At 71.3% G+C, this 18,232-nt stretch carries 14 protein-coding genes; 9 read left to right on the plus strand and 5 right to left on the minus strand.

The features are described from left to right. Window positions 1-143 precede the first annotated feature (143 nt). Window positions 144-2,510, plus strand: a complete 2,367-nt coding sequence (locus L3078_RS07990; protein WP_239752342.1) for a glycoside hydrolase family 31 protein — start codon at window positions 144-146, stop codon at window positions 2,508-2,510. A gap of 30 nt (window positions 2,511-2,540) precedes the next feature. Here L3078_RS07990 and L3078_RS07995 read toward each other — a convergent pair whose 3' ends face one another. Next, window positions 2,541-3,077 carry an NUDIX domain-containing protein gene (locus tag L3078_RS07995; RefSeq protein WP_239752343.1) on the minus strand — a complete coding sequence of 179 codons (537 nt, stop codon included), beginning with the start codon at window positions 3,075-3,077 and terminating at the stop codon, window positions 2,541-2,543. A gap of 266 nt (window positions 3,078-3,343) precedes the next feature. Here L3078_RS07995 and L3078_RS08000 point away from each other — a divergent pair, with 266 nt between their 5' ends. The 4 genes from L3078_RS08000 (at window position 3,344) to glpK (ending at window position 7,665) form a co-directional block, all read left to right on the plus strand. Continuing rightward, window positions 3,344-3,769: a Zn-ribbon domain-containing OB-fold protein gene (locus L3078_RS08000; protein WP_239760245.1), complete on the plus strand. Its 426-nt coding sequence runs from the start codon at window positions 3,344-3,346 to the stop codon at window positions 3,767-3,769. Beyond that, window positions 3,766-4,956, plus strand: coding sequence for a lipid-transfer protein (locus L3078_RS08005; RefSeq protein WP_239752344.1), 1,191 nt, complete (start codon window positions 3,766-3,768; stop codon window positions 4,954-4,956). The genes L3078_RS08000 and L3078_RS08005 overlap by 4 nt, the downstream gene beginning before the upstream one ends. A gap of 356 nt (window positions 4,957-5,312) precedes the next feature. Beyond that, a complete protein-coding gene (locus tag L3078_RS08010) occupies window positions 5,313-6,098 on the plus strand; it encodes an MIP/aquaporin family protein (protein WP_239752345.1) in 786 nt (261 codons plus the stop codon). 46 nt (window positions 6,099-6,144) lie between these two features. Continuing rightward, entirely contained in the window at window positions 6,145-7,665 is a 1,521-nt protein-coding gene (glpK, locus tag L3078_RS08015; RefSeq protein WP_239752346.1) for a glycerol kinase GlpK, read from the plus strand. Window positions 7,666-7,815: 150 nt separating this feature from the next. On the opposite strand, the gene L3078_RS08020 is transcribed toward glpK, so the two are convergent. From L3078_RS08020 to L3078_RS08035, 4 genes are read right to left on the minus strand one after another with little or no spacing between them, the layout of a single operon-like run. Further along, window positions 7,816-8,421: a GTP-binding protein gene (locus L3078_RS08020; protein ID WP_239752347.1), complete on the minus strand. Its 606-nt coding sequence runs from the start codon at window positions 8,419-8,421 to the stop codon at window positions 7,816-7,818. Window positions 8,422-8,479: 58 nt separating this feature from the next. Further along, on the minus strand, window positions 8,480-8,875 hold the full coding sequence (locus tag L3078_RS08025) for a DUF742 domain-containing protein (protein WP_239752348.1): 396 nt from the start codon (window positions 8,873-8,875) through the stop codon (window positions 8,480-8,482). 9 nt (window positions 8,876-8,884) lie between these two features. Further along, the gene (locus L3078_RS08030; protein ID WP_239752349.1) at window positions 8,885-9,319 is read right to left on the minus strand and encodes a roadblock/LC7 domain-containing protein; all 435 of its coding nucleotides are present in this window, start codon (window positions 9,317-9,319) and stop codon (window positions 8,885-8,887) included. Beyond that, a complete protein-coding gene (locus tag L3078_RS08035) occupies window positions 9,316-12,102 on the minus strand; it encodes a sensor histidine kinase (RefSeq protein WP_239752350.1) in 2,787 nt (928 codons plus the stop codon). Before L3078_RS08035 ends, L3078_RS08030 begins: the two co-directional genes overlap by 4 nt. 418 nt (window positions 12,103-12,520) lie before the next feature. Here L3078_RS08035 and L3078_RS08040 point away from each other — a divergent pair, with 418 nt between their 5' ends. The 4 genes from L3078_RS08040 to L3078_RS08055 all read left to right on the plus strand — a co-directional run bounded on the left by L3078_RS08040 (window position 12,521) and on the right by L3078_RS08055 (window position 18,202). Beyond that, on the plus strand, window positions 12,521-13,072 hold the full coding sequence (locus L3078_RS08040) for a hypothetical protein (protein WP_239752351.1): 552 nt from the start codon (window positions 12,521-12,523) through the stop codon (window positions 13,070-13,072). 295 nt (window positions 13,073-13,367) lie between these two features. After that, on the plus strand, window positions 13,368-14,834 hold the full coding sequence (locus L3078_RS08045) for an aldehyde dehydrogenase family protein (protein ID WP_239752352.1): 1,467 nt from the start codon (window positions 13,368-13,370) through the stop codon (window positions 14,832-14,834). A gap of 121 nt (window positions 14,835-14,955) precedes the next feature. Next, the gene (locus L3078_RS08050; protein WP_239752353.1) at window positions 14,956-16,545 is read left to right on the plus strand and encodes an APC family permease; all 1,590 of its coding nucleotides are present in this window, start codon (window positions 14,956-14,958) and stop codon (window positions 16,543-16,545) included. Window positions 16,546-16,651: 106 nt separating this feature from the next. Further along, window positions 16,652-18,202: a GMC family oxidoreductase gene (locus tag L3078_RS08055; RefSeq protein ID WP_239752354.1), complete on the plus strand. Its 1,551-nt coding sequence runs from the start codon at window positions 16,652-16,654 to the stop codon at window positions 18,200-18,202. Window positions 18,203-18,232 lie beyond the last annotated feature (30 nt).

The following is an 18,232-nucleotide window of genomic DNA, read 5'->3' on the forward strand; positions in this document are numbered from 1 at the left end:
CTGACACGGACGATGCCATGTGATCGACTTCCGCACCAGGGTGAGCCGCTGTTGGACGTCGACGTGAACATGTGACCTCACCACGGGTGAACGGAAGTTGAACGGTTCACACGAAGCGGCCGGTCAGTGGCATGGTGAGCCACATGGACGGTCGTGACCTGGTGCGTTCGGTGAAAGCGATCGGTTCGGCGGGGGCGGCGCAGGGGCTGCGCACCGTGCGGGCCGCATGGCGCAGGAGGCGTGCGGACGCCGCCGCGCTGCCGGCACGGGGGGCCGAGCGTGCCAGGGTGCCGGGGCCGGTGATCGGGGTGGAGCCGGGGCCCGGCGGCGGGATCGTGCGGTTCGGCAGATCCGAGCTGCGGGTGACCGTCGATGTGCACGGCGCGGTCTTCTGGGGCTGGGACGGGGCGGGGCCGGAGCCGTCGTACGCGCTGGCGGGCCGGTGTCCGGAGCCGGATCCGCGGGCCGTGCTGGAGCCGGACAAGGACGGCGCCTGGCGGGTCGTGGCCGAGCGGGTGACGGTGGTGGTGTCGCGGAACGGTGCCGTGGAGGTCCGTACGCCCGGTGGGGTGGTCCTGCGGCGTGATCTGCCGCCCCGGTGGTGGGAGCCGGTCGGCGGGGGTGAGGCGCGGTGGGTGCAGCGTTCGGAGGTGGCGGCCGACGCGCGGTTCTTCGGTCTGGGCGGGCGGGCGTCGGGTCCCCGGCTGCGGGACGGGACGTATCGGCTGTGGAACACGGACCCCGGTCATCCGTTCGTGCCGGGTGACGATCCGCTGTACATCACGATGCCGGTGCAGATGGTGGTGGCGGACGCGGCGACGCACCTGGTGTTCCACGACACCACGTGGGACGGCACGGTGACGCTGCGCGAGGGCGAGGAGGGTGCCGGGTCCGGGCACGACCGGGCCGGGACGGCCGAGCTGCGGATGGACGGCGGACCGCTGCGCTGTTGGGTGATAGTGGGCACCCCCGCGCGCGTGCTGCACGCCTGGGCCGCGCTGACGGGGGCTCCGGCGCTGCCGCCCGCGTGGGCGCTCGGCCATCATCACGCGCGGTGGGGCTTCGGGAGCGAGCAGGAGGTGCGGCGGATCGTCGCGGGCTACCGGGAGCACGGTCTGCCGCTCGACGCGGTGCATCTGGACATCGACCACTACGACGCCCATCGGGTCTTCACGGTCGACACGGACAACTTCCCGAAGCTGTCGGTGCTCTCCGACGAGTTGCGGCGGGAGGGGATCCGGCTGGTGTCGATCGTCGACGCGGCGGTCGGTGTGCGGCCGGGCGACGCGGTGTACGACAGCGGGACGGCGGAGGACGCGTTCGTGCGGGATGCCGCGGGGAACGTCGTGGAGGGGCTCGTGTGGCCCGGGGAGTCGGTCTTTCCCGACTTCACGCGTGCGCGTACGCGCGCGTGGTGGGGTGGTCTCTACGAGGAGCGGCTGGCGCAGGGCTTCGCCGGGTTCTGGCACGACATGAACGAGCCGACGTCGTTCACGGCGTTCGGGGAGAACACGTTGCCCCGGTCGGTCCGGCACGATCTGGAGGGCCGGGGCGGCGATCACCGTGAGGCGCACAACGTGTACGCGCTCTGCATGGCCCGCGCCGGGTACGAGGCGTTGCGGGAGCTGGTGCCCGAGGAGCGGCCGTTCGTGTTCTCGCGCTCCGGGTGGGCCGGTATGCAGCGTTACGGCGGGACGTGGTCCGGAGACGTGGCGACGGGCTGGCCGGGGCTGCGGGCGTCGCTCGCGCTGGTGATGGGGCTGGGGTTGTGCGGGGTGCCGTACTCGGGGCCTGACGTGGGCGGGTTCGACGGGAGTCCGTCGCCGGAGCTGTATCTGCGGTGGTTCCAGCTCGGCGCGTACCTGCCGCTGTTCCGTACGCACGCGAGTCTGCGGGCGGGGCGGCGGGAGCCGTGGGAGTTCGGGGAGGAGGTCGTCGAGCACGCGCGCGTGGCGCTCGTCGAGCGGCGGCGGCTGTCGCCCTACTTCATGACGCTGGCGCATCTGGCGCGTCGTACGGGGGCGCCGTACGTACGCCCCTTGTGGTGGGGTGCGCCGGAGGACCGGACGCTGCGTGACTGCGAGGACGCGTTCCTGCTGGGTGACTGTCTGCTGGTGGCGCCGGTGCTGGAGCCGGGCGTGGACCGGCGTGCGGTGCGGCTGCCGCGGGGCCGTTGGTACGACACGGTGACCGGGCGGGCGTACGAGGGACCGGGGCAGGTGCTGCTGGACGCGCCGCTGTCGCGTGTCCCGGTACTCGCGCGCGCGGGTGCCGTGTTGCCGGTCCGGGGCGCCGACGGCGGCCTGGAGCTGGAGGTGTGGGCACCCGCGCGCGGGCGGACGGGAGGCGGGCTCGTGGTGCCGGACGCGGGCGACGGCTGGGACGAGCCGGAGGTCGAGCGGTACACGGCGCGTTGGGAGGGGCCGCGGGTGGTCGTGGAGCGGGACGGGGACGAGGGTCCGGTCGAGCCCGCGTATCCCGTGCGGGTGCGCGGGCTCGACCGGGAGTGAGCCCGGGTACGGCTCGGGTGTGGCTTCGGCTCAGATGTAGCGGCCGTCGAAGAACGCCTGGACGGCCAGGGTGTGCAGGGGGAAGGCGAGTTCGGTGGGTCTGCGCAGCAGGTGCCAGCCCTCCGTCTCGTCGGTGGGGACGGGCGCCGGGAGGCCGGCGGCCGGGCGCTCCGGGAGGAGCCCGAAGAGCAGGAGATGGCCGGCGGGCGAGCTCATGGCGTCGGCGAGGCGTACGTCGCGGTCGGCCGCGCAGATGCCCGTCTCCTCCTTGAGTTCACGGACGACGGCGTGGCGCCAGTCCTCCCGGTGGTCGATGAAGCCGCCGGGCAGGGCGGTGCCCCCGCGCGCGGGGGCGATGGTCCGTGTGATCACCACGAGGGCGGTGCCCTGGGTGTCGTACACGGGTTGGAGGGCCACCGCGACGGGGAGCGGATTGCGGTAGGCCACTATCTGGCAGGCCTCGCAGGTGCGGGGCCAGCCGGAAACGCCCTCTCCGTAGGGCGCTCCGCAGCTCGAACAATGCGAGTCCGGTGCGGAGTTGGCGGGTGGGTGTTGATTCGCGGACACGCGGCGGACTGTATCCGATCATCTGCTGGTCGTCTCGTCGGGGCGGCGCAATGCGCCACACCGCCGGGTTCGCGGGTACGGGTGAGGGCCGGCCGGAACCACCCCCGTGGGCCCCGGCCGGCCCTCCCGATACTCCGACGCCGGACGGGGCTCGTCGGTTCTCCCGGGGCCTGCCCAATTCGCGGAGCCCGTGCCAGACTCTGACAGTTCTGACGGTTCATCAGATCTGTAGTCGGGGAGGGGCTTTGGCGCGCAGTCGTACACCTGTGGTCGCGGGCTGGTTCACCGGGGAGGGCGAGGGGTTCCGGCTGCTCGGCACGCGCTGTGCGGCGTGCGCCTCGGTGTTCTTCCCCCGCGAGGACGCCTTCTGCCGCAATCCGGCCTGTCCGGGCGGTGAGCTGCGCGAGGTCGCGCTGTCGCGGCGGGGCCGGGTGTGGTCGTACACGGACGGACGGTACCGGGCTCCGTCACCCTACGTGTCGGATCCGGAACTTCCCTGGGAGCCGTACGCGTTGATCGCTGTGGAACTGGCCGAGGAACGCCTCGTGGTGCTGGGGCAGGCCGTTCCCGGGGTGACCTGCGCCGATCTGGCGGTGGGCATGGAGGTGGAGGTCGTCCCCGGGGTGCTGAACGAGGACGCGGAGACGGCCTGGACGACCTGGCAGTGGCGGCCGACGGGGGCGGGGACATGACGGGCGAGGTGGCGGTGCTGGGCGCGGGCATGCACCCGTGGGGCAAGTGGGGCAGGAGTTTCGTCGAGTACGGGACGGTGGCCGCGCGGGCGGCGCTGGCCGACGCGGGGCTCGACTGGCGGGACGTCGGCTCGATCGTCGGCGCCGACACGGTCCGGGGCGGCTATCCGGGCTATGTGGCGGGGGCGACCTTCGCGAAGGCGCTGGGCTGGCAGGGGGCCCGGGTCACGAGTGTGTACGCGGCCTGTGCCTCCGGGGCGCAGGCGGTCGGCACCGCGCGGGCCCAGATCCTCGCCGGTCTCGCGGACGTGGTGCTGGTGGTGGGCGCGGACTCGGCCCCGAAGGGCTTCTTCCGGCCGGCGGGCGGGGATCGGGCGGACGATCCGGACTGGTTGCGGTTCCGCGTCCTCGGGGCCACCAATCCGACGTACTTCGGGCTGTACGCGCGGCGGCGGATGGCGGTGCACGGGGACACGCGGGAGGACTTCGCGCGGGTCAAGGTGAAGAACTCCGCCATGGGGGCGCTCAATCCGCACGCGCGCTATCGCAAGCGGGTGACCGCCGAGGAGGTCGCGGCCTCGGCCGTCGTCGCCGATCCGCTGCGGCTGCTGGACATCTGCGCGACCTCGGACGGGGGTGCGGCGCTCGTGCTGTCCAGCATGGAGTTCGCGCGGCGGCACGGGGTGGCCGAGCCGGTGCGGATACGGGCGGTGTCCACGGTGACGCCCCGCTATCCCAACACGGTGCTGGATCTGCCGGACATCGCGACGGACTCGGCGGTCGCGGTGGCGCCGCCGGACGAGACGTTCCGGGCGTCGATCGCGCGGGCGGCGTACGAGGAGGCGGGCGTCGGGCCCGAGGACCTCTCGCTCGCCGAGGTCTACGACCTGTCCACCGCGCTGGAGTTGCAGTGGTACGAGGACCTGGGGCTGTGCGGTGAGGGCGAGGCCGCGAAGCTGCTGCGGGACGGTGCGACGGCGCCGGGCGGCCGCATACCGGTGAACTCCAGCGGAGGGCTGGCCTCCTTCGGGGAGGCGGTTCCGGCGCAGGCGATCGCCCAGGTGTGCGAGCTGGTCCGGCAGTTGCGGGGCGAGGCGGGCGAGCGGCAGGTCGCGGGGGCGAGGGTGGCGCTCAGCGCGAACCAGGGGTTGTTCGGGCACGGGTCGGCGGTGATCGCGGTTCGGTGAGGGCGGGTTGGGGGGCCGTCGGGTGATGAGGGCTTCGGCCACGGCGGTTCGGTGATCGTCGCGGCGTGATCCGGCGCGGTGCTGCGGGCGTCGTCGGGCGCTGCGTGCTGTTCGCGCCGACATGTGCGCCCCGTAGGCGCCTTCAACCGTTGTTGTGCGGATTCTTGACGCCCCCTGGGTGCCGGTGAACACTTCCGGTGTCGGTCGGCATCGCCGGATTCGGGCGTCTTTGTGCACCGCGCCGCTCGGGCTCCCCGCCTGCAACAGGCCATCCCCCACGGGCGATGCGGCCGCACCGGCACGCTCGTCACGGAGGTCCGGGGCCGATCGCTCCGGGCCGGGGCCAAGGAGCCGCCATGAGCAACGGAGACATATTCGTCGGTGAGGTCATCGGTACGGCGATCCTGATTCTCTTCGGCGCCGGTGTGTGCGCCGCCGTCACTCTCAGGTTCTCGAAGGCGAGGGCGTCGGGCTGGATCGTGATCGCGTTCGGCTGGGGCTTCGCCGTGCTGGCGGGCGCCTACACCGCCGCTCCCCTGTCGGGTGGGCACCTCAACCCGGCGGTGACCCTCGGGATCGCGGTCGACACGGAGGTCTGGGACAAGGTCTGGGTGTATCTGCTCGGCCAGATGGTCGGTGCGATGCTCGGCGCCGTCCTCGCCTATCTCGTGTACCTCGCGCAGTTCCAGGCAAACGTCCGCAAGGAGGGCACCACGGAGGGCACGGCGGACGAGCCGACGCCGACCCTCGGGATCTTCTCCACCATCCCGGAGATCCGGAACCCGGTCGCCAACCTGATCACGGAGATCATCGCGACGATCGCCCTGGTGCTGCCGATCCTCGCCTTCGGCCGGAACACGGGCATCGGCATCGGCCAGATCCCCGGCGAGGAGGCCGGGATCTACGGCTCCGGCATCTCGGTCCTGCTGGTGGCGTTCCTGGTCGTCGGCATCGGCCTCTCCCTGGGCGGGCCCACCGGCTACGCCATCAACCCCGCCCGTGACCTCGGCCCGCGCATCGTGCACACCTTCCTGCCGATCCCCCACAAGGGCACCTCGGACTGGGGTTACGCCTGGATCCCGGTCGTCGGCCCCCTGGTCGGCGGGGTCCTCGCGGGCCTCGTCTACAACGCAGCCTTCTGACCCACCGCCGTAGGACGCGAATCGACCCAAGACGTGAGGGGATGTCATGCCGGACAACGCCCAGAAGTACGTCGCCGCCATCGACCAGGGGACCACTTCGAGCCGTTGCATCATCTTCGACCAGGGCGGGGCCATCGTCGCCGTCGACCAGCGGGAGCACCGCCAGATCTTCCCCAAGCCGGGGTGGGTGGAGCACGACGCCACGGAGATCTGGTCGAAGGTGCAGGCGGTCGTCGCCGGGGCCATCGCGAAGGCGGGCCTGCGGGCGGACCAGATCAGCGCGCTCGGCATCACCAACCAGCGGGAGACAACCGTCCTGTGGGACCGGGCCACGGGCAAGCCCGTGCACAACGCGATCGTCTGGCAGGACACCCGTACCTCGGCGCTGTGCAACGAACTCGGCGGCACGGACGGGCAGGATCGCTTCCGTGAGCAGACCGGTCTGCCCCTGGCCAGCTACTTCTCCGGGCCGAAGGCCGCCTGGCTGCTCGACAACGTGCCGGGGCTCAGGGCCCGTGCCGAGCGCGGCGAGATCGCGTTCGGCACGATCGACTCCTGGCTGATCTGGAACCTGACCGGTGGCACGGACGGCGGCCGGCACGTCACCGATGTCACCAACGCCGGACGCACCATGCTGATGAACCTGGAGACCCTCCAGTGGGACACCTCGATCCTCTCCGCGATGAACGTCCCGGAGGCGGTCCTGCCGGAGATCAGGTCCTCCGCCGAGGTGTACGGCACGGCCGTGGGCCCCCTCGCCGGCGTTCCCGTCGCCTCGGCGCTCGGCGACCAGCAGGCGGCGATCTTCGGCCAGGCCTGCTACGACGTGGGCACCGCGAAGAACACCTACGGCACCGGGAGCTTCCTGCTGCTCAACACCGGGAACCGGCCCGTGCCGTCGAAGAGCGGGCTGCTGACCACCATGGGGTACAAGATCGGCGACGAGGCGCCGGTGTACTGCCTGGAGGGGTCGATCGCGATCACGGGCGCCCTGGTGCAGTGGTTCCGCGACCAGCTCGGCATCATCCGCAGCGCCGACGAGATCGAGCCGCTGGCGGCGAGCGTCGACGACAACGGCGGCGCGTACATCGTGCCCGCGTTCTCGGGCCTGTTCGCCCCGTACTGGCGCTCGGACGCGCGGGGCGTCGTGACCGGCCTGACGAGGTACGTCACCAAGGCGCACCTCGCGCGCGCGGTGCTGGAGGCGACGAGCTGGCAGACGCGCGAGGTGGTGGACGCCATGTTCCAGGACTCGGGGGTGCCCATCACGACGCTCAAGGTCGACGGCGGTATGACCAAGAACAACCTGCTGATGCAGCACCAGGCGGACGTCCTGGGCGTGCCCGTGATCCGGCCCCGGGTCTCGGAGACGACCTGCCTGGGCGCCGCCTACGCCGCCGGTCTCGCGACCGGGGTGTGGAACGACCTGGACGAGCTGAAGTCGCACTGGCAGCGGGACGTCGAGTGGACGCCCGCCATGGAGGCCTCCGTACGGGACCGCGAGTACCACAACTGGCGCAAGGCGGTGGAGAAGAGCCTCGGCTGGCACGAGGACGACGCGAGCTGACGACGCGAGCTGACGACGCGGGCCGCCCGCGCGAGCAGGCGGCGGGACCCACGCGCGCGTACGGCGTCGTCGGCGTCGCAAGGGACTCCACGCGCGCGTGCCCATGAAGCCACGGCCCGTACCCCTGTCGGCGGGGGTACGGGCCGTGCCTCAGGTGGTGACGGTCTGGCGCTGCCCCGACGCCTGGGCCATCGCGTGCCGGACGACGGCGACGAGGACGTCCTTGACCGAGTCACGCTGTCGGGCGTCGCACAGGACGACCGGTACGTCGGGGTCGAGGTCGAGGGCCTGGCGGACCGTCTCGGCCGGGTAACGCGCGGCCTCGTCGAAGCAGTTGACGCCGATCACGAAGGGGATGGAGCGCCGCTCGAAGTAGTCGACGGCGGCGAAGCAGTCCTCCAGGCGGCGCGTGTCGACGAGGACGACGGCCCCGAGGGCGCCGGAGGCGAGCTCGTCCCAGAGGAACCAGAAGCGGTCCTGCCCGGGGGTGCCGAACAGGTACAGGACGAGGTCCTCCCGCAGGGTGATGCGGCCGAAGTCCATGGCGACGGTGGTCGTCGTCTTGTTCTCCACACCGCTGGTGTCGTCGACCGGGCGGCCCGCCTCGGTGAGCACCTCCTCGGTGCGCAGTGGCTTGATCTCGCTGACCGCGCCGACGCAGGTCGTCTTGCCCACGCCGAAGCCGCCGGCCACGAGGATCTTGAGCGTGACGGGCTCGACCGGGGGTGTGCCGCGCTCAGTGCGCCCGAGGATCATCGGTCTTTCTCCTGCTGGATGGGGTGTCTGTCACGTGTTCGCTCCGCCTCCGTGGCGCTCAGAGCGCCCGGAGGCCGTTGATGACGTCGCGCAGGATGCTCTCGTCCACCAGCTCGGCAGGCGGAACGGGGCGGGTCACGTGGACGAGTTCCTCGTCCACGAGGTCTCCGACGAGGACGCGGACCACTCCGACGGGGAGGTCCAGGTCGGCGGCCAGTTCGGCCACCGACTGCGGGGTGTCGCGGCAGAGCTCGACGATACGGACGTGCTCAGGGGAGAGGGAGTGGTCCTCCTCCAGGTCGTCGACGTGCGGTTCCGTGACGACCACGGCGATCAGGTCGAGGCGGTGCTGGATCGCGTGGTTGGTCCGGCCGCGTGTCATCGCGTACGGACGCACCACTGGTCCGGCCTCGTCGTCGAACCAGTGGCTTCTTCCCTGACCGTCTCGGCTCATGCCGTCCCACTACCCGCCGAGGGGGCCGTCGGCGCGCGGGGCGGAGCCCAGATGTACGCCGACCCGCTTGACCAGGAGGGTCATCTCGTAGGCGACCTGCCCGATGTCCGCGTCGGAGTCGGCGAGGACGGCGAGGCAGCTGCCGTCGCCCGCGGCCGTGACGAAGAGGAAGGCCTCGTCGAGCTCGACGACGGTCTGCCGGACGCTGCCCGCCTCGAAGTGGCGGCCCACGCCCTTGGCGAGGCTGTGGAATCCGGAGGAGACGGCGGCCAGGTGCTCGCTGTCCTCTCTGGTGAGGTCCTTGGAGACGCCCGTGGGCAGTCCGTCGCTGGAGAGCACGAGCGCCTTGCGGATGCTGGCGACACGCTCCACCAGGTCGTCCAGGAGCCAGTTCAGCTCCCCGGACGTACCGGTCGCGGTCCTCTCGGCCTTCGGTGCGGTCATCGACCGTCCCCCTTAGTCGTTCCTCTTGGTGCTGAGACGCCCCGGGCGTCGTCGCCCTCGGCGTTCTCCTCGCGGCCACGCTGCCAACCCCGTTGGAGCGAGGCCATACGGCTGCGTACCTCGTCGGCGTCCCGTTCGCCCGGGTCCTGGTGCCGCTCGGGGCGGGACCTCTCGCGTTCGGTGCGCCGGTCGGGTCCCTCCTTCAACTGCGGTGCCAGGCTGGCCTGTCGGACGCGACGGGGCAGCGGCCCCGGAGCTGATTCTGCCTGGCCGTTCGTCGTGTCCGCGCGCGGGGTGGGTTCGCCCGCGCCGTACGGCGAGGTCGTGCCGGCCGGGTCGCCCGCCGGGGCCGTACGGCGGCGCTGGGGCAGCGCGGGGCCGTCGAACCCGCCGGGGGGCAGGGCGGTGAGCGGCCGGGTGTCGGCGGTCTCGTCAGGACCCGCCGTACGGCCCTGGCCGGGCTCGTCCTCCGGGTGCCTGGCCCTGGCCCCGGTCACCGAACGGCCGTGCGAGCTGACGAGGTGCGGGGTCCGGCGCTGCGGCAGTGGCACGGGGCCGAGCGTCGGGTCGGGGTCGGTGAGCGGTGCCTGCCGTCCTTCGCCGTCGCGCGCCGGCTGCCGCTGTTCGTCGGTGACGCCGGAGAGGGAGCGGCGGGGCCGGAACAGTCCGCCCTGTTCGGGCTCCTCGTCGCCGAGGGCGCCCGGGAAGCCGCCCAGGGGCTCCAGGTCGACCGGAGCCTCCAGTTCCACCGGACCGTCCAGAATGCCCGCGGTGAGCCCGGGGAGGCGGACCGGCACCTGGGAGAGGGCCGCGTTGCGCTCCGCCTCCAGTTCGGCCTCGCGGGTGGGGTGGGCGCGGTCGAGGCGGAAGCCGATGCCGTTGGTGTCGGGGACGTCGTCGGTGAGCAGGGCGTCGGGGATGAACACCACGGCCGTGGTGCCGCCGTACGGGGAGGGCTGGAGGGAGACCCGGACCTTCTGCCGCTGGGCGAGCCGGCTGACGACGAAGAGGCCTAGCCGGTCGGTGTCGGAGAGTTCGAAGTCGGGGGTCTCGGCGAGCTTGAGGTTGGCGTCCAGGAGGGCCTCGGCCGACATGCCGAGGCCTCGGTCGTGGATCTCCAGGGTGAAGCCGTTGGCGACGCGCTCGCCGTGCACCTGCACGGCGGTGTGCGGGGGCGAGAACACCGTGGCGTTCTCCAGGAGTTCGGCCACCAGGTGGGTCAGGTCGGCGACCGCGGGGCCGGTCACGGCGACGCGGGGCAGCCGGCGGACCTCGATGCGCTCGTAGTCCTCGACCTCGGCGACGGCCGCGCGGACGACGTCCATGAGCTGGATGGGCTTGCGCCACTGCCGGGAGGGGGCCGCGCCCGAGAGGATGACCAGGCCCTCCGCGTGGCGGCGCATACGGGTCGTCAGGTGGTCCAGACGGAACAGGTCGGCGAGTTCGTCGGTGTCCTCGGTCCGGCGCTCCATGGTGTCGAGGAGGGTGAGCTGCTTGTGCAGCAGGACCTGGCTGCGGCGGGCGAGGTTGACGAAGACCTCGGAGATGCCGCTGCGGAGTTCGGACTGCTTGACCGCGGCCTCGACGGCCGCCCGCTGGAGGGTGTTGAGAGCCTGGCTGACCTCGCCGATCTCGTTCTTGTCGTACTCCAGGTGCGGCACCTCGGTCTCCACGTCGACCTGTTCGCCCGCGGCGAGCCGGCGCATCACGCTGGGCAGCCGCACCCCGGCGGTCTCGTGGGCCTCCTGGCGGAGCCGGCGCAGGTCGCGGATGAGGACGCGGCCGATGCGGACGGACATGAAGAGTGAGAAGAGCAGGGCGAAGAGGCCGAGGACGCCGGCCACGGCGGCCTTCAGGATGACGTTGGTGACCAGTGGGCGGACCCGCTCCTGGTAGCGGTCGCCCGCCTCGACGCTGAGGTCGCGGAGGTCGGCGAGCACGGGCTCGACCGAGGTGTCCCAGCCCTTCGCGGTGAACTTGGTGGGCCTGCCGGGGTCGGAGCCGATGACGGCCTGTTCGACCGACCGCAGGGGCGCGGTGCTGGCGCCCTTCCAGTAGTCGGCGAAGCGGTCGCGGTCCTCGGTGGGCAGCTGCGGCAGGCTGATGTCGTACATCAGGGTGCGCTGGGCGACCAGGTCGGAGAAGTCGCGGATCTCCTCCTTGGTGATGCGGTCCGCGACGAGCACCGAGCTGAGCAGCGCGTCCTCGCGGGAGAGGAGTTCGCGGGCGCGGCCGACGTTGACCAGGGCGCGGCCCTGCTTGTCCATCTCCACGCTGTCGAGCGCGGGCAGGTTGGACAGCAGGGTGAAGCAGGGGTCGACGAGTTCGTTGTAGTGGCCGAGGGCCTGGGTGACGGTGACGGTGCCGCTCTCGACGGTGGTCCGCAGGGAGGGCAGGGTGTCGAGGGCGTCCAGGATCGTCGTCAGCCGCAGCGAGGTGGCCTCGCCCATCTCCTCGCGCAGGTCGGCGTCACGGGCGTGTGCGCGGAACTCCTCGACGGACTTGTCCGTGGCGGCCCGGCTGCGGTCGAGCGCCGTGGCCGCCTCGGTGGACTTGGGGTCGGCGAGGTAGACGAGGGTCTGGCGGCGTTCCTGCTGGAGCACACGGATCGTGTCCTCGGTGGGGAAGCCGACCTCCTCGACGATGTCCGCCACCCTGAAGAGATCGCTCGCCTCACGGCCCGTCAGCACCGTGGCGAACGTCCAGACACCCGTCAGGGCCACCAAGGGCACGAGCAACAGCGCCACGATCTTCCGGCGGATCGATTTCCCGCGAAAGCGCATGGCCTCCCCCAGCTCGACCCCCGCCAGGCCCGGGGGCACACATGTGCGTCAACAAACGGCGTGAGCCTACTACCGACTCGCGTGTATCTCGAAGAGCCGTCCAGGCAGCCACGGCACCAGGGGCTAACCGGACAGGGGGAGTTGTCCGTCCATTGGGGGAGATTGCCGCCCGCTGTCCGGCACTTGAACCAATGACATCCCGTCGGGGAAGTCTGCCGGTTGGCCGGATTTTTTCGTTCCGCGGGAATCTTCGGCGTACGTCGATCGTCTTTCTGTACGGGAATCGAGGGCGGAATCGGCCACAGATCCCGCAGGCCGCTTCCAGGCGGCGTAAACCAGAGGAAGTCGGGCACCAGTGGGGGGCCGGGTCCACGGATCCGGATCTGTTGGTCCACCGGCGGTGGGGAGTGACGAGTTGATGGGCACGGCGGAGCGGCGCGCAGCGTCCGGGGACGGAGCGGCGACGCCCGAGGTGGCGGCGCGAAGCGCGCAGACACCGGATCATGGCCTCCTGGCGGGGGTCGGCGTCGCGGTGGAAGAACGGGGGCGCTCCCCGCGCGCCGACGAAGAGCGGGTGTATTACCGGCCGTTGTGGATCGAGGAGCCGGCGCGCAGGCGACGGCTGCCCGATCCGGTGCGGACGGCGGCGGTGCGCGCGGTCCTCATCATCGCGGTGACACTGCTTCAGGCGATGGTGGCGTTCCTGTGCACCCTCGCGGGTTCCTGGCTGGCGTTCCCCATGGTGCTGAGCAGCGTGGCGAGCACGATCGCGGCGACCTGGGGCGTCCTGGACGTCTGGGTGACCCGCCAGGTGTGGAAGCAGCGCAACGGGGTGGTCTCCACCCCCAGCAGCACCGCGCGGGCCCTGCGCCGGGAGCGGCGGCGGGCCCGCCGCGAGGCGCGCGCCGCGGAGCGTACGCAGGAGCGAATACGCCGTCGGGGTGGCGCCGGGCAGCTGTCGCACCCGTAGGGCGACCGGGGCGGGCCTTCCGAGAAGGGCCCGCCCTCTCCGGGCGGCGATGACAGCCGCCTTCTCCTGACGGGCTCGCACGCCCCCTCCGGGCGGGCTCGCGCTAGCCCCTCCTGACACCTCTCGCACCCCCTCCTGGCCTCTCTCACCGCCTCTCTCACCAGGGCGGTTCTCCTGGCCAGGCGTGTCGGCGGTCACATTTGACCCGCTCTTGGGCATAGAACACGGTCTTCCGGTTAGGCGCTCAGCCGCGAGGGCGCCTGTCGCACGGCGCTGACCAGGAGGAACGAGAGACATGCCCGAACTTTTCATCGGTGGCGCATGGCGATCCGCGCTCGACGGCCGGACGCGTGAGATCCGCTGCCCCGCCGACGGCAGCCTGGTCGCGGTCGTCGACGAGGCCGGCGCCAAGGACACCGTGGAGGCCATCGCCGCCGCGCGGCGCGCCTTCGACGAGGGCCCCTGGCCCACCACTTCGCCCGCCGACCGCGGTGACCTGCTGCTGCGGGTGGCGGACCTTCTCGTACGCGACAAGGACGCGCTCGCGCGCGCCGAGTCCCTCGACACCGGCAAGCGGCTGGTGGAGAGCGAGTACGACATCGACGACATCGCGAACTGCTTCCGCTACTTCGGGCGGGCGGCCACCGCCGAGACGGGCCGCGTCGTCGACACCGGCCAGCCGGGCGTCGACAGCCGGGTCGTGTACGAGCCGGTCGGGGTGTGCGCGCTGATCACCCCCTGGAACTACCCCCTCCTGCAGACGGCCTGGAAGGTGGCCCCGGCGCTCGCGGCCGGCAACACCTTCGTGCTGAAGCCGAGCGAGCTGACCCCGCACACCGCCATCCATCTGATGCGGCTGCTGGCGGAGGCCGGGGTGCCCGACGGCGTGGCCAATCTCGTCCTCGGCGCCGGGCCCGAGGCGGGTGCCCCGCTCTCCGACCACCCGGACGTGGACCTGGTCTCCTTCACCGGCGGCCTGCAGACCGGCCGCCGGCTGATGGCCAACGCCGCCGCGAGCGTGAAGAAGGTCGCCCTGGAGCTCGGCGGCAAGAACCCGAACATCGTCTTCGCCGACGCCGACTTCGACGCGGCCGTCGACATGGCGCTGACCGCCGTCTTCCTGCACTCGGGGCAGGTCTGCTCGGCGGGCGCCCGGCTGCTGGTGGAGGACTCGCTGCACGACCGGTTCGTCGACGAGGTCGTCCGCCGGGCGCGGGAGATCCGGCTCGGCGGTCCCTTCGACGAGCGGGCGCAGACCGGCCCGCTCATCTCCGCCGCCCACCGCGCGAAGGTCGAGGAGTACGTCGCCCGGGGCATCGCCGAGGGCGCGGTGCTGCGCTGCGGCGGCGAGCGGCCGAGCGGCGAGGCGTACGACAAGGGGTTCTACTACCTGCCGACCGTCCTGGACGAGTGCACGGGCGCGATGTCCGTGGTCCAGGACGAGTCGTTCGGGCCCGTGCTGACGGTGGAACGGTTCAGCACCGAGGACGAGGCCGTACGGCTGGCCAACGACACGATCTACGGTCTGGCCGGTGCCGTGTGGACGACCGACGAGGCCAGGGCGCAGCGGATGGCGGCCCGGCTGCGGATCGGCACGGTGTGGATCAACGACTACCACCCGTATGTGCCGCAGGCCGAATGGGGCGGGTACAAGCAGTCCGGCTTCGGCCGTGAACTCGGGCCCGCGGGGCTCGCCGAGTACCGCGAGGCGAAGCACATCTGGCGCAACACGGCTCCGGCACCGCAGGGTTGGTTCGCCTAGTCCGTCGTTCTCGGCCGGCCTGTCGTTCTCGGCCGGCCTGTCGTTCTCGGCCGACCGTCGTTCTCGGCACCCGCAGAGCCACTCCCCCCTCCCCTCCCCCAGGCCCATCAGGAGTCCGCTCATGACGACCCTTGAGCAACCCACCGGACCGAAGAGCGCGTCCGACGACACCGAACTCACCGAGTTCGGCTACAAGCCCGAACTCAAGCGCACCCTGGGCAACTTCCACACCTTCGCCGCCGGGATCAGCTACATCTCGATCCTGACCGGCACGTTCCAGCTGTTCTACTTCGGTTTCGCCAGCGGCGGCCCGGCCTACTGGTGGTCGTGGCCGATGGTGTTCGTCGGCCAGTTCATGGTCGCGCTCTGTTTCGCCGAGCTGGCGGCCCGCTACCCGGTCGCGGGGTCGGTCTACAACTGGTCGAAGAAGATAGGCAATCCGCATCTGGGCTGGCTCGCGGGCTGGATGATGCTGACCGCCTCCATCGTGTCCATCGCGGCGGTCGCGCTGGCCTACCAGTTGACGCTGCCGCAGATCTCCGACGTGTTCCAGATCGTCGGGGACGGCACGGGCACGTACGACGTGGCGACCAACGCGGTCATCCTGGCCGCGGTGCTGATCCTCTTCACCACGCTGGTGAACGCCTTCGGCGTCAAGCTGATGGCGCGGATCAACACGGCGGGCGTGTTCATCGAGCTGATCGCCACCGTCGTGCTGATCGTGCTGTTCGCCGTGCACATCACCCGTGGTCCGCAGGTGGTCCTGGAGACCAACGGCACCGGGGCGAGCTACGGCAACGGCTATCTGGGCGCGTTCCTGGTGGCGTCGCTGGCGTCGGCGTACGTCATGTACGGCTTCGACACGGCCGCCTCGCTCGGTGAGGAGTCGCTGGACCCGACCCGGAACGCGCCGCGCGCGATCATCCGGGCGATCGTCGCCTCGTTCGTCCTCGGCGGTCTGATCCTGCTGCTGGCGCTGATGAGCGTCTCCAGCCTGAAGGGCGAGCAACTGTCCACGGACGGGCTGCAGTACGTCGTGCTGAACGTGCTCGGCCCGACGGCCGGCAAGGCGATGCTGTGGTGCGTCCTGATCGCGGTCACCGTGTGCGCCCTGGCCGTGCACACCGCCGCCGTCCGGCTGACCTTCGCCATGGCCCGGGACAACAACCTGCCCGCCTCCTCGAAGCTCGCCAAGATCCACCCGCGTTTCCAGACGCCGGTGCTGCCGACCGTGATCATCGGGGTGTTGGCGCTGGCGATCCTGGTGGTCAACATCCGTCAGCCGCAGATCTTCACCGTGGTGACCAGCATCGGCATCATCATGATCTATCTGGCCTATCTGGGCGTCACCGTGCCGATGCTGGTGGCGCGGTTGCGCGGCACGTGGCAGCCCGCCGGTGACGGCCGGTTCTCGCTGGGCCGCTGGGGACTGCCGGTGAACATCCTCGCCGTGCTGTGGGGCGCGGGCATGACCCTCAACCTGATCTGGCCGCGCGCCGCGGTCTACAACGCGGCCGCCCCCTTCCACTGGTACCTGCAGTGGGGTGCCGTCCTCTTCGTCGGGATCATCGCCGGTGGCGGCTTCGCCTACTACTGGTTCGTCCAGCGGCACAAGACGGGTGTGCTGGCCGAGCACCGCGTGGCCTCCGAGGCCGGGGCCGCCCCGTCGGCACCGCCCGCCGCTCCTCTCGCCACGCCCGCGGCGGACTGAGAGCCCCCACCAGGCATCACACGGCAGAGCACCACCCAGACACAGGACAGCAGAGCAAGCACAGCACAGCAGCTCGACAGCACAGCACCCAGGAGGTCAACTCCCCATGATCGAAGACGAGTTCGACTATGTCGTGGTCGGCGGCGGCACCGCGGGAAACGTGGTGGCGGCCAGACTCTCCGAGGACCCGTCGGTCACGGTGTGCGTCCTGGAGGCCGGCCCCAGTGACGTCGGCGACGACGACGTCCTGAAGCTGGAACGCTGGATGGGCCTGCTGGAGTCCGGCTACGACTGGGACTACCCGGTGGAACCGCAGGCCCGCGGCAACAGCTTCATGCGGCACGCGAGGGCGAAGGTGCTCGGCGGCTGTTCGTCCCACAACTCCTGCATCGCCTTCTGGGCACCGGCGGAGGACCTCGACGACTGGGCGGCCGCCGGCTGTACGGGCTGGTCGGCGGCCGACCTCTTCCCGCTCTACCAGCGGCTGGAGACCAACGACGCGCCCGGCGACCACCACGGCCGCAGCGGTCCGGTGAAGCTCCGCACCATCAAGAGCGAGGACCCCTGCGGCAACGCCCTGCTGGAGGCGTGCGCCCAGGCGGGTATCCCGACGACGCCGTTCAACACGGGCAAGACGGTGATCCGGGGCGCCAACTGGTTCCAGATCAACTCCGACGAGAACAACATCCGCCAGTCCTCGTCGGTGGCGTATCTGCACCCGATCATGGGCCGGCGTCCGAACCTGGAGGTGCGCACCGGGGTCCGCGCCAAGAAGCTGGTGCTCGACGGGCGGCGCTGCGTCGGCGCCGAGTATCTGGACCCGGACCTGATCCACACCCGGACGGTGCGCGCGCGGCGTGAGGTCATCGTCTCCTGCGGCGCCATCGACACCCCGAAGCTCCTGATGCTCTCCGGCATCGGCCCCGCCGAACAGCTGCGCGAGGTCGGCGTCGACGTGGTCGTGCACTCCGCGGGCGTCGGCGAGAACCTCCAGGACCACCCCGAGGGCGTCATCATGTGGGAGGCCGCGCAGCCGATGCCCACGACGTCCAACCAGTGGTGGGAGGCGGGCATCTTCTACGACACCGAACCGGGCCTGGACCGGCCCGACCTGATGTTCCACTACGGGTCCGTGCCGTTCGACATGAACACGGCCCGGCACGGCTATCCCACGTCCGAGAACGCGTTCTGTCTGACGCCGAACGTGACGCGGGCGAAGTCCCGGGGCACTGTGCGGCTGCGCACCCGCGACTACCGGGACAAGCCGAAGGTCGACCCGCGCTACTTCACGCACGAGCACGACGTGCGCGTGATGACGTACGGGCTGCGGCTCGCCCGGCAGATCGCGGCGCAGCCCGCGCTGAGCGGGTGGGCCGGGGCCGAGCTGGCGCCCGGGCCCGACGTCCGCACCGACGACGAGCTGTTCGACTACATCCGCAAGACCCACAACACCGTCTACCACCCGGCCTGCACGGTGAAGATGGGCGCGGACGACGACGCCTCGGCCCCGCTGGACGCGCGGCTGCGGGTGAAGGGGATCGAGGGGCTTCGGGTGGCGGACGGGTCGGTGATGCCGGATCTGGTGACCGTGAATCCGTGCATCACGACGATGATGATCGGCGAGAAGTGCGCGGATCTTTTGAAGGCCGACGTCTGAGGGGTTGGGTGGCTGGGGGCGTGGGGTGAC

Source organism: Streptomyces deccanensis (genome assembly GCF_022385335.1).
Classification (GTDB): Bacteria; Actinomycetota; Actinomycetes; order Streptomycetales; family Streptomycetaceae; genus Streptomyces; species Streptomyces deccanensis.